Annotated in this window: 11 protein-coding genes and 1 pseudogene; 7 read left to right on the forward strand and 5 right to left on the reverse strand. The window is 35.4% G+C overall.

Annotation, left to right across the window (positions count from 1 at the left end; all coding sequences use genetic code 11):
- Positions 1 to 264, reverse strand: a 264-nt coding sequence (gene tsaE, locus HRT72_03935; protein NQY66857.1) for a tRNA (adenosine(37)-N6)-threonylcarbamoyltransferase complex ATPase subunit type 1 TsaE, incomplete at its 3' end; no start/stop codon positions are given.
- Positions 265 to 271: 7 nt separating this feature from the next.
- A complete protein-coding gene (locus HRT72_03940; protein NQY66858.1) occupies positions 272 to 1,825 on the reverse strand; it encodes a PglZ domain-containing protein in 1,554 nt (517 codons plus the stop codon).
- A gap of 55 nt (positions 1,826 to 1,880) precedes the next feature.
- On the opposite strand from HRT72_03940, the gene HRT72_03945 reads away from it, so the two are divergent.
- The 7 genes and pseudogenes from HRT72_03945 (at position 1,881) to HRT72_03975 (ending at position 9,419) form a co-directional block, all read left to right on the forward strand.
- On the forward strand, positions 1,881 to 3,131 hold the full coding sequence (locus HRT72_03945; protein ID NQY66859.1) for an HD domain-containing protein: 1,251 nt from the start codon (positions 1,881 to 1,883) through the stop codon (positions 3,129 to 3,131).
- Positions 3,132 to 3,295: 164 nt separating this feature from the next.
- Positions 3,296 to 4,336 carry a UDP-3-O-(3-hydroxymyristoyl)glucosamine N-acyltransferase gene (gene lpxD / locus HRT72_03950; protein NQY66860.1) on the forward strand — a complete coding sequence of 347 codons (1,041 nt, stop codon included), beginning with the start codon at positions 3,296 to 3,298 and terminating at the stop codon, positions 4,334 to 4,336.
- Positions 4,337 to 4,339: 3 nt separating this feature from the next.
- A pseudogene (locus HRT72_03955) lies at positions 4,340 to 5,741 on the forward strand (bifunctional UDP-3-O-[3-hydroxymyristoyl] N-acetylglucosamine deacetylase/3-hydroxyacyl-ACP dehydratase).
- Entirely contained in the window at positions 5,738 to 6,523 is a 786-nt protein-coding gene (gene lpxA, locus HRT72_03960) for an acyl-ACP--UDP-N-acetylglucosamine O-acyltransferase (GenBank protein NQY66861.1), read from the forward strand. The pseudogene HRT72_03955 and the gene lpxA overlap by 4 nt, the downstream one beginning before the upstream one ends.
- 69 nt (positions 6,524 to 6,592) lie before the next feature.
- Positions 6,593 to 7,159, forward strand: coding sequence for an elongation factor P (efp, locus tag HRT72_03965; protein NQY66862.1), 567 nt, complete (start codon positions 6,593 to 6,595; stop codon positions 7,157 to 7,159).
- Positions 7,160 to 7,168: 9 nt separating this feature from the next.
- Positions 7,169 to 8,110: a UDP-3-O-(3-hydroxymyristoyl)glucosamine N-acyltransferase gene (locus HRT72_03970; GenBank protein NQY66863.1), complete on the forward strand. Its 942-nt coding sequence runs from the start codon at positions 7,169 to 7,171 to the stop codon at positions 8,108 to 8,110.
- 85 nt (positions 8,111 to 8,195) lie between these two features.
- On the forward strand, positions 8,196 to 9,419 hold the full coding sequence (locus tag HRT72_03975) for a PP2C family protein-serine/threonine phosphatase (protein ID NQY66864.1): 1,224 nt from the start codon (positions 8,196 to 8,198) through the stop codon (positions 9,417 to 9,419).
- Here the strand turns inward: HRT72_03975 and HRT72_03980 are convergent.
- The 3 genes from HRT72_03980 to HRT72_03990 form a co-directional block, all read right to left on the reverse strand.
- Positions 9,396 to 10,853: an O-antigen ligase family protein gene (locus tag HRT72_03980; protein ID NQY66865.1), complete on the reverse strand. Its 1,458-nt coding sequence runs from the start codon at positions 10,851 to 10,853 to the stop codon at positions 9,396 to 9,398. The two genes, HRT72_03975 and HRT72_03980, sit on opposite strands and share 24 nt — an antisense overlap.
- Positions 10,831 to 11,571: a hypothetical protein gene (locus HRT72_03985; protein NQY66866.1), complete on the reverse strand. Its 741-nt coding sequence runs from the start codon at positions 11,569 to 11,571 to the stop codon at positions 10,831 to 10,833. The genes HRT72_03980 and HRT72_03985 overlap by 23 nt, the downstream gene beginning before the upstream one ends.
- Positions 11,572 to 11,796: 225 nt before the next feature.
- The coding region (locus HRT72_03990; GenBank protein NQY66867.1) for a hypothetical protein at positions 11,797 to 12,339 on the reverse strand (543 nt) is incomplete at its 5' end.

Below are 12,339 nucleotides of genomic sequence, written 5' to 3' on the forward strand. Positions count from 1 at the left end.
CGCAGGGTCCTCTATTCTATAAAAATCAAAATGGAATATTTTCTCTTCATTAGAAGACCTGTACTCATTTACTATACTATAGGTTGGACTAGAAATATTGTCAATAATTTCTAACTGTTTACACATCTCCTTAATAAGTGTCGTTTTTCCAGCCCCCATTTCACCTTTAAAAATAAAGAATTTACTTTCTTTTAAATACGACAAAACTCTACTCGCAACTTCAGGTAAAGCCTCTAGAGAAGGCAGCTTAATTAATTCCGACATAAGTCAATTATTTAGGACTAAGTACAGTAAATGGGATCAGCACTTCTTCCATCGAAAGCCCTCCATGCTGAAAACTATTTCTAAACATATTAGAATACTGATTATAATTATTGGGATAAATCATGTAGTCATTTTCTTTGGCAAAAATGTATGTAGTATTTACATTAAGCATAGGCAATCCTGCTTTTCCCGGCTCCTTAATCTCGAAAACAGCATCGCTATCGTATCCCAAACTACGTCCACCTTTAAATCTTAAATTGGCATTAGTATGTTTATCACCTGTTACTTTAATTGGATTTTTCACGCGAACAGTACCGTGATCCGTTGAAATAATAAGCTTAGCTCCGAGGGCACTTATTTCTTTGATTGCATCAGCTAGTGGAGAATGCTCGAACCAAGACAATGTAAGTGAGCGATATGCAGCCTCATCAGAAGCCAACTCCTTAATTATTTCCATTTCAGTGCGGGCATGAGAGAGCATATCAACGAAGTTATAGACAATTACATTAAATTTATTATTCATCATATTCGAAATATTGTCGACCATTCGCTTCCCTGCATTTAGGTTGGTGATTTTGGTGTAAGATGTTTTAATATCTTTTCCTAAACGCTTAAACTGATTCGCCAATAACTCTTCTTCATGTGCATTGAGACTTGTTTCTCCTTCTCCGTCATTTGTCCAAAGTGAAGGATATTTCTTTTCTATCTCATTTGGAAGGAGTCCAGCAAAAAGAGCATTCCTTGCATATTGAGTTGTAGTTGGCAGAATACTATAAAATATTTCCTCTTTATCTATTTTAAAGTATTGGGATACCACTGGTTTAAGCAATTCCCATTGATCCAAACGCAGATTATCTATCAAGACAAAGAAGACAACATTACTATCCGTTATTTCAGGCAAAATACGTTCACGAATTAATTGATGAGACATTAGAGGAGCGTCTTCATCACCGCCTATCCAATCTATATAATTTTGATCTACAAATTTCGAGAACAGTCTATTTGCATCCGTTTTTTGGGTTGCCAATATTTCTTCCATACTCTCATCACCACCATTCTGTATCTCGATGTCCCAATAAATTAACTTCTTATACACATTGGACCAATCGCTACACGATCGACATTCATCTATCGTCACAGAAATCTTCCGGAATTCTTGCATGTATCCAGAAGTGGTTTTTTCTTCAACCAATCGTTTTAAATCCAAATTCTTTTTAAGAGCAAGAAGAATTTGATTCGGATTAACTGGTTTAATCAAGTAATCTGAAATCTTTCCTCCAATTGCATCTTCCATAATAGATTCTTCCTCACTTTTCGTGATCATCACTACGGGAATTTGAGGCTTCTTAAGTTTGATTTCGTTGAGTGTTTCAATACCTGAAATACCAGGCATGTTTTCATCTAAAAAAATTATATCAAAGTCCTCTTCATCAATCATGCTCAGTGCATCATTACCATTATTCACTTCAGAAATTGAGTATCCTTTTCCTTTAAGAAATAGAATATGAGGTCGTAACAAATCAATCTCATCATCTACCCACAGTATATTAATTTTATCCATATTATTCTCCTATCTTCAATGTTTGTAACCCCTATCTAAAAGTAATATTTTATCCTTGGAATCAGAATTTTTAAAAGAAGGTAAAGTCTTTAACGACCCTATTTACGGCTTTATCAACATCCCTTCCCCGTTATTATTTCAACTAGTTGAGCATCCTTATTTTCAGCGCCTTAGACGAATAAGCCAACTTGGCTTAACCCATCTCATTTACCCTGGAGCTTTGCATACCAGATTTCACCATGCCATGGGTGCAATGCACTTAATGACACAAGCAATCGATGTAATACGTTCAAAAGGTCATATTATTTCAGATGCCGAGGCAGAAGCTGCTCATATCGCAATACTACTTCATGATATTGGCCATGGCCCGTTCTCTCATTCTTTAGAAAGTAGCATTGTGGGAAGTATTTCGCACGAAGAAATATCCATTCAATTTATGGAACAACTCAACATTGAATTTGGAGGAAAACTTGATTTAGCTATTAAAATTTTTCGAAATAAATACAAAAAGAAATTCTTGCATCAACTTATCGCAAGTCAGCTTGACGTTGATCGCTTAGATTATCTAAAAAGAGATAGTTTTTATTGCGGTGTGGCAGAAGGAGTAATAAACGTTGATCGAATAATAAAAATGCTTAACGTCTCAAATGACAAACTTGCAATTGACTCAAAAGGAATCTACTCTGTTGAAAGTTTCATAATTGCAAGAAGATTAATGTATTGGCAAGTGTATTTGCACAAGACCTCAATCGCTTGCGAAATCCTTCTAATCAACATACTAAAAAGAGCAAAAGAATTAAGTAGTAGTGGTGCAAAATTATTTGGGACGAAAGCACTAACCTATTTTATTGAAAATGATATCTCAAAAAAAGAGTTCGAAAACGGCACTAAGGCTCTAGAACTATATGCACAATTGGACGATCACGACATCTATTCTTCAATTAAAGAATGGATGAACCACAAGGATAAAACGTTATCCTATTTAGCTAAATGCATTATTAACAGAAACTTATCTAAAGTCGAACTTTCAAGTTCTCCATTTAGCAAGAAAAAAATCGCTTCATTAAAAAAGAAGACACTCAACGAAATCGACGTTCCAGCATCCGAATTAAAGTACTATTTCGCGGTTTCCAGCCTAACAAACCGTGCTTACACAACAGGAAACGAGAATATCAATGTATTATTCAAAAACGATGAGATTGTAAACATTTCAGAAGTTTCAGATCAACTTACGATTTCTGCTTTATCAATTCCGATCAAAAAGCACTTACTCTACTACCCCAAAAGTTTTCAATCTGAGATATAAGGCATTAGAACAAAACACCCAGATTTATTTCAAACAATTCCTTTAAATAAACAATTTCCTAGGGTAAATTGAGTTTGATTACATAAGTAATTAGTAATATTTAACTGTTCATAACGTGTTATTTCTAATAGATAAACCCCTTATTAATTGATTATTTTTGACTAATGGAATTTCAAGCGAAAGAAATAGCTGAAATGCTTCAAGGCAGAGTTGACGGAGATCCAAACATTTCCGTAAGTACTCTTTCTAAGATTGAAGAAGGTGTAGAAGGAGCAATATCCTTCTTAGCCAACATGCAATATGAGCCGCATATCTACACAACAAAAGCATCCGTAATTGTTGTAAACGAAGACTTTAAGCCAGATAAAGAAATTTCAGCTACTCTAATAAGAGTAAAAAGCGCTTACGAAAGCTTCGCTCAACTTCTTTCTTATTTCGATCCAAATCAAAGAAAAGAAAGTGGTATTGCCCCTTCTGCAGTGATAGAAGAAAATGCAGAAATCGATTCAAGCACATACATTGGAGCATGCGTTGTTGTTGAGAAAGGTGCATCGATTGGCAAAAATTCAAAAATTCATGCACAAGTTTTTATCGGCGAAGATGTTTCGATTGGTGATAGCACAATTATATATCCAGGTGCTAAAATCATGCATAGATGCGTAATCGGCAATGATGTTATCATTCATCCAGGCGTTATTATTGGTGGCGATGGATTTGGTTTCGCACCGAACAGTGAGAACAATTACCAAAAGGTTCCACAAATTGGCAATGTAATTATAGAAGACCATGTTGAAATCGGATCAAATGTCACTATAGATAGAGCAACTTTAGGTTCTACTATTATCCGAAAAGGAGTTAAACTAGACAATCTAATACAAGTTGCTCACAACGTAGAAATTGGAGACAACACTGTAATTGCGGCACAAACAGGAATTGCTGGATCCACTAAAATAGGGAAAGACTGTATGATTGGTGGACAGGCAGGGTTTATTGGCCACCTTAAAATTGCGAACAAAGTAATGGTTGCAGCGCAATCAGGTGTTGGCAAATCAGTTGAGAAGGAAGGTGAAATACTAATTGGATCTCCAGCAATTACAAAAGGTGATTACGGTAGGGCTATGGTAAATACTAAGAAAGTGCCAAAGCTTGAAGATCAGATTAAAAAGCTTAAACAAGAATTAGAGAATTTAAAAAAAACGGTATAAGAAATGGCTGACAAGCAAAAAACAATTAAGAATTCTGTTACCATCGAAGGAGTTGGTTTACATACGGGGCAAAATGTTAAAATGACTTATGTTGCTGCCCCAGAAAACCATGGAATTAAGTTTAAACGAATTGATGTGGAAGGCACTCCAACCATCGATGCGGATGTAGACAATGTTATTGACACATCAAGAGGAACTACATTAGAACAAAATGGAGTTCGAATAAACACAGTAGAACATGCACTAGCAGCTGTTGCCGGACTTTCAATCGATAATATAATTATTGAATTAGATGGACAAGAAATCCCAATCTTAGACGGTAGCGCGAAAACATTCCTAGACAAGCTTCTTGAAGCTGGAATTGAAGAACAAAAAGCAGACAGAGATTATTTCGAAATTACTGAAAACATAACTTACAGTGAGTCTGAGAGAGGTGTAGAAATCCTTGCTGTTCCAAATGATGGTTTTTCAGTTAAAGTAATGCTCGATTACAATTCACCTGTTCTTGGAAATCAACATGCATCGTTGAGCAACATGGGAGAATTTCAGAATGAAATTTCATCATGTAGAACATTTTGTTTCTTGCATGAACTAGAAGAACTAGTTTCTAAAAATTTAATTAAAGGAGGTGATCTAAGTAATGCGATTGTAATTGTAGACAGAGTTATTAAAGACGATGAATTAGACGATCTCGCGAAATTATTTGACAATCCTGATGTTACAATTAATAAAGAAGGTATTCTTAATGACATTGAACTCCGATATCCAAACGAACCTGCTCGACATAAACTATTAGATGTTATAGGCGATTTAGTACTTGCCGGAAGACCTATTAAAGGTCAAATTTTTGCTACAAGACCAGGGCATAAAGCGAACATCGAATTTGCTAAAAAGATAAGCATTGATGGGTGGCAAGAAAAAGAAGACTCAGCATAAAAGAGTAGATATTTATGCAGAGCCTGTATATGATGTAATGCAAATACAAAAGATACTTCCACATCGTGCTCCATTTTTATTCATTGATAAAATAATGGAAATCAATGATGAGCATGTAATCGGTGTTAAGAATATTACGATGAACGAAGATTTCTTTAGAGGACATTTTCCTGATGACCCTATATATCCAGGAGTATTGCAAATTGAAGCTATGGCTCAAACAGGTGGGATTTTTGTTTTAAATACGGTTCCAGATCCAGAGAATTACCTTACCTATTTCATGAAAATAGATAATGCAAAATTCAAGAATCTAGTAAGACCTGGAGACGTGATTACTTATCATTTAGAACTACTTACTCCAATAAGACGAGGAATTTGTCACATGAAAGGAACAGCTTACGTAGGAGATAAGATAACTTGTGAAGCAGAAATGATGGCAGTAATTGTTAAAGTAAAAAATAAAGAATGAATCAACCCCTCGCATATGTACATCCGCAGGCAGAAATTGCTAATAATGTTGTAATAGAGCCATTTGTTGTAGTTGACAAAAACGTAACCATTGGAGAAGGAACATGGATAGGATCGAATGTTACAATAATGGAAGGTGCGAGAATAGGGAAAAATTGTAAAATTTTTCCAGGAGCAGTAGTTTCGGCTATCCCTCAAGATTTGAAGTTTAAAGGAGAGTCTACTATTACCGAAATCGGAGATAATGTAACGATTAGAGAGTGTGTAACTATCAATAGAGGAACGGTAGCGAATAACAAAACGAGTATCGGCGACAACTGCTTACTGATGGCTTATGTTCATATTGCTCATGATTGCGTGGTAGGCAACAACTGTATTCTTGCTAATGGAGTAACACTTGCTGGTCATATTACAATCGATGAATTTGCAATCGTTGGTGGCCTAACTGCAATTCATCAGTTCGTTCACATCGGTGCACATGCTATGATTTCTGGTGGATCTTTGGTTAGAAAAGACGTGCCTCCTTTCACGAAAGCGGCTCGTGAACCACTTATGTATTCTGGAATAAACTCTATTGGTTTAAGAAGAAGAGGGTTTTCTCCAGAGCAGATAAATGCTATTCAAGACATTTACCGCATCCTATATGTTAAAGGGTTTAACAACACTAAGGCAATGTTAGTTCTTGAAACTGAATTTCCGGTTTCTAAAGAAAGAGATGAAATCATTTCCTTCATACGTAATTCAGAAAGAGGAATAATGAAAGGATATTTTCACCAGTTATAATTGAATTCTATTTCAAGATTTATTCTGGTCCGTTTTCGTTATTTTTAACCTTAATCAAATTCATATCAAGTGGCATCTACATCTGATTTTAAAAACGGGTTATGCATTGAGTATAACAAAGGACTTTACCAAATAATTGAATTCCAGCATGTTAAACCAGGAAAAGGGCCGGCATTTGTAAGAACGAAACTCAAAAATCTTACGAACGGAAAAATCGTTGATAACACTTTTAATTCAGGAGTTAAGGTTACAACTGTTCGTATAGAAAGAAGACAATATCAATATCTATATACGGAAGATAAGAACTACCATTTCATGCATAATGAAACGTATGAACAAACTTTTATTGATGAAGGCTTGATCAATGCTCCACAATTATTGAAGGAAGGACAAATTGCAGATATTCTATATCATGCAGAAACAGAAACACCTTTAACTTGTGAATTACCTCCTTTCGTTGAATTGGTAGTTACATACACCGAACCCGGCATTAAAGGTGATACAGCAACAAACGCACTAAAACCAGCCACTATGGAAACAGGGGCTGAAGTACGTGTTCCTCTTTTCATAAACGATGGAGACAAAATAAAAGTAGATACTAGAGATAATAGTTATTCTGAAAGAGTAAAAGGATAATCAGAGTCTATGCGAATTCCTAGCCCTCCTACTGTACAATTCATCGCTGATAAAGTTGGGGGGGAAGTTATTGGTGACCCTAATGCACTCATCACCGGAATTAACGAAATTCATCGTGTAGAAGAAGGGGATATCATATTTGTTGATCATTCAAAATATTATAAAGCCGCCACTTCTTCAAAAGCAACTACTATACTAATTGATCAAGAAACAGAATGCCCGGAAGGTAAAAACCTAATCATTGTAGATAGCCCATTCAGCGCATTTAACCATATCATTAACCTCTATTACAAGTCAAATACTTCACTCGAATCAATTAGTCCTACTGCTTCGATCGGAGTGAGTACTATAATAATGGCAAATGTTGTAATTGAAGATGGCGCTATTATTGGAGATAATTGCGTAATACATCCAAATGTTACAATTGGCGCACATTGTATAATTAAAAACAACGTAATAATTCACGCAAATACAGTTCTTGGAGCGGATGGATTTTACTATAAAAAAACTAAAGAAGGATATAATAAGTTAATCTCTTGTGGAAATGTTGTGATTGAAGACGACGTTGAAATTGGGGCTCTCTGTAGTATTGACAGAGGAGTATCTGCATCAACAATTATTGGATCAGGATCTAAATTAGACAACCAAGTACATGTTGGTCATGATACGGTGATCGGGAAAAATTGTCTTTTTGCAGCTCAAGTTGGAATTGCTGGTGTTGTTACTATAGAAGATAACGTTACTTTGTGGGGGCAGGTAGGTGTTGCAAGTGATCTTACTATTGGAGAAGGAGTGGTTATTCTTGCTCAATCTGCAGTGAGGAATAGTCTTGAACCTAACAAAACCTACTTAGGAACTCCTGTTTCTGAAGCACGAGAAAAAATGAAAGAGATGGCTATGTTAAAAAAGCTCCCTTCCTTGATGCAGAAGATAAACACTAGCAAAATTTAATAATAACCTTATCTATAAATAGAAGTACAAAAAAGAATTGGTTTTCATCCAATAAATTCAAACCTTTTCTAAACACCCGCTGTTCATGGCAGTTCAAAAACGTAAAAAAACTTCTAAACTTGAGCTCACAGAGTTCAAACTTAATGCGTTGCTCCAAATCACAAAAGCAATCAACAACAATGTTTCTACCCAACAAATAATTGCAATTTACCGATCTGTTTTAAAAGATCAATTAAAAATCGGGAAACTAATTCTATTTAGTTATTACGATGGATGGAATTGCATTTTAAAATACGGCGTTAAAGGTTTAGAAAAGAAGATTAATGTCAATCGAGACTTAGCTAATATTATTGAAATAAAAACTTTAGAATCCTCTAATTTACAAGATGTCAGTTTAGATGTAATTGTTCCTGTCTTTCATAAAGATAAGCCCCTTGCTTATGTGCTTATAGGAGACATTAATGAAAATGAAATCCAGATAAGCCCAACGATTAAGCATCTAAATTTCATCCAAACACTTACTAATATCATTGCCGTTGCAATTGAGAACAAGAGATTAACACGAGAAGGGCTAAGGCAAGAAAGGGTTAAGAAAGAGCTGGAGATGGCGTCGGAAATGCAGAACATGCTGTTCCCTGAAACTTTACCCAACAATGATAAAATTGAAGTCTCGGCGTATTACCAACCCCATAATGAAGTTGGCGGTGATTACTACGATTACATCCAACTAAATGAAGATGAATCGCTCTTTTGTATTGCTGATGTATCTGGAAAAGGGATTTCTGCTGCACTTTTAATGGCCAACCTACAAGCTCATCTTCATGCTCTATACCAGCAATATTTAACTTTAGAAGTGGTAATAAAACAGCTAAATGAAAAGGTGCTAAAGAGTGCTAAAGGAGAAAAGTTCATAACACTCTTTATGGCTGAGTATAATTCAAAGACGAGGAAATTAAAGTATATCAATGCTGGGCACAATCCACCTATGGTATGGCATAATGGAAGAACCGAAGAATTAACTACAGGATGTCCTGGGCTTGGCATGCTAACGGAACTACCCTTTATTAATAAAGGCACCATGACAATGCCCCCTGACTCATTAATAGTATGCTATACTGACGGCGTGGTAGAGTTGGAAAATGAAAAAGACGAAGAATATGGCACCGAAATGCTTGAAGAAGCAATACAGCAATATTCAAGAAATTCGATAAACGAATTAAACCTCAACATAATAAAATCTTTAAATACACACAAGGAAGGCAGACCGTTTTTAGATGATGTGGCGCTAATCAGTTGCCGGTTCTTCTAAGCTTTTTTTATGGTATAAGTCTATAGCAACAATTGCAGCAATAAAGCTCCAAAATGGAACCGAAGCCTTATCTATATCCAAGAAATTATTAAATACCCCATGTACAAAATAAGTTATCAAAGAGAGAAGTAAGGTTATAACTAATAACTTCAAGTTCTTGTTTTTCGCAGAAAAATAAAGCCTACCCCCAGTAATAAGTGTGGCAAGAATAATTAAGAGAAAAGAAAGACTTCCAATAATACCAGACTCACTCAAAGGCCCGATATACTCACTATGGGCATTACCCATATTCCCACTATTAGTACTGATACTTGTCTTCTCAGAATTTTTTTGAAAAGAACCGTATACAAACGAATATGTACCAGGCCCCCATCCAAGAACAGGCCTTTCCTTAAACATTCTAAATGCTGAGGCCCACCTATTCAAACGCTCTAAATTAGACTCATCGGTAGAAATATTCGTTGCCGATTGCATATGTTCTAAAAACTCATCTGAATATGCTTGATCGTTTTTTGCAAACTTCATTTGAATTTCCGTTTGGAAATAAAAAAGCACTCCTACCATCACTAAAACAATACCTACTATATGTGATAATTTAATTCTAATGAGATATCCTATATAAGCTACTAAAGAACATATAATACTTAACCAGGCAGCTCTCGAATAAGATAACAACAAAGCCAAAACGAAATAAGTAAATACTAATATTAAGATGTTCCGAACCCAGGGCTTTATCGGCTTATAGAATATAAAACCAAACAGCATGGGCAGATACATTGCGATCATTGCGCCATATGAAGTGTGATCGGAGTAAAAAGGAGTCATTGCACTATGTGCTATTCTTTCATCGAAGCCAGACATGGCTAAAAAGTAAATTGAAAAAAGAATTACGCCAGAAAAACCGATAACATATAACCATACACTTCTATAAATATTTGAAATATTCTGAAATAAAATTGTACAAGCAAAATAGCAAGATGCCAAAAACCACAATCGAGACACCATAAATTTCACCGAGACAAGTGGGTATTCACTAGTAAGTGTAGTAAGTGAAAGCCAACCGAAATTAATAAGTATAGCAACTGTAACCGGATGCTTTAATATACTGTTCCCTTTATTAAAATCCTTTACCAGCTTTAGTGATAAAAGTATCAATAAGCCAAAGAACAAGGGTTCTGTAGGGAAATTAACCCCTACCCCTAATCCAATATCCTCAACATTAACAGAAAGAGGTGTCAAGAAAAAGAGCACCAATATCACCTTATCAAGTTGATATACCGCAAGATAAACCACACCCAAAATAACTGGTAATAGATATAACCAATAAATTTCTTTATAAGTTAGATAGGCATTCAGAAGTACATATATAGCACTTACCCAGATTACCCATTTGGAGTTATTCTCCTCTATTTCACGAGTTCCGTTCTCTCCCATTCTCCAACAAATACGAAACAATTAAAGCTAAAAAAAAGCTTGACATCGTGATAGATAAAACTATTAACCAACGAATTGGGTAATGCTTCTTTTCCGCAGGAGTTGCTGAAGAAACCACGTTAACATAGATTTTCTTAAACTCCAATGTTTCTACAAGCTTTTCATAATGCCGTTTTAAACTTATAAAATCTTCTTGCGCGGCAATAGACAATCTGGCGTATGTGTCTTGCGCACCCCCATGCTTTTTAAGAACCTCAATTAGCTTAGATACTTCATCCAACTCTTTCTTACCCACCTTAGGATCACCCTTAATTGAATAGTAAACGGCGTATAGTTCTTCTGTTTGAACCTCATAATTTACTATTCCATATTCCTCTTCATAAAAACGAAGTTTATTTTTAAAGGAATCAATCTCCATTCTTTTCAAATCCATCTCCTTCTTTACGGATCTAATTGAGTTCTCAAAATGATTATTATGAATGGATCGTATTTGCTCTTGAACCAAAACGATTAAAGTATCTAGAACATTCGATGCAACTTGAGGATCTGCATCAAGATATTCAAGCCGAATCGATTCAAATTCTGTTTTTCCTACAGACAAAGCCTCCTTAAGTATATTATTGACTTCCGTTCTTGCATTTTTTCCAGTTAAGTCTACTTCAAAATGTTCTGCCAAACTACACTTGACGATAAGTCGTTCTAAAATATCTTCAGACAACAGAAATTGCAACAATTGCTCTGAAGGCGCCTCTGAGCTATATGCCTGCAAATTAGACGGGTAAAGAACTGCTTCTGACTTATATTTTGGGGTTATAAGAAAAGCTAGAGCAACTGAAAACACTGTGGAAATAACAAATACGTAAACTAAACGAACACGCCATTTATAAAGATCCTTTATCAGAGTATATGATTCAATAATACTGTTCAAAATGCAAAATTCAGTTTACCTATTTCTTTCTCTAAACGCCAACAGTACCAGTGAAAATATAAATGTCGATAACGTTGCAATTAACACAATTAGCCACCTAATTGGTTTAGATTTCACTTCGGCCTTTTCTGCCCTATTCACTACAAACTTATGTACAAAATCTTCTTCTGCATCAATTTTCACACTAAAATACTGAACTTCAAGATTTTCCTTTATTTGTTTTAAGGATATCAGACTTTTCTCTAGCCCCATAAAGTCGATTCCATTAATACTAATTGTTTCTAATGTCTTTTTCAGTTTTTCCGCAGCACCGTTTCTTCCTTCAGAAATAGCTTGGGCATAATACTCGCTATAAACAGCTACTTGAGACGAAAAATCTAATACTCCAAGCTTGTGAAATATAGCCAATGAATCTTCCAATAGCTCTATTGAATTCGATGTTTCCAACAACTTATTCTCCAATATCTCCAATCCCCGTATTGCTCTATCTCTCTGAATTCTGTTCTGAACTGAATCCAATTGATCCCCAATCGAATTCGCAATATTAGCTGCCATAGC

Source organism: Flavobacteriales bacterium, from assembly GCA_013214975.1.
Classification (GTDB): Bacteria; Bacteroidota; Bacteroidia; order DT-38; family DT-38; genus DT-38.

Excerpts from the sequence above, each read along its gene's own strand:
- lpxA (NQY66861.1), top strand. The coding sequence starts at position 5,738 with ATGAATCAACCCCTCGCATATGTACATCCGCAGGCAGAAATTGCTAAT.
- HRT72_03980 (NQY66865.1), bottom strand. The coding sequence starts at position 10,853 with ATGGGAGAGAACGGAACTCGTGAAATAGAGGAGAATAACTCCAAATGG.
- lpxD (NQY66860.1), top strand. The coding sequence starts at position 3,296 with ATGGAATTTCAAGCGAAAGAAATAGCTGAAATGCTTCAAGGCAGAGTT.
- HRT72_03970 (NQY66863.1), top strand. The coding sequence starts at position 7,169 with ATGCGAATTCCTAGCCCTCCTACTGTACAATTCATCGCTGATAAAGTT.
- HRT72_03975 (NQY66864.1), top strand. The coding sequence starts at position 8,196 with ATGGCAGTTCAAAAACGTAAAAAAACTTCTAAACTTGAGCTCACAGAG.
- HRT72_03940 (NQY66858.1), bottom strand. The coding sequence starts at position 1,825 with ATGGATAAAATTAATATACTGTGGGTAGATGATGAGATTGATTTGTTA.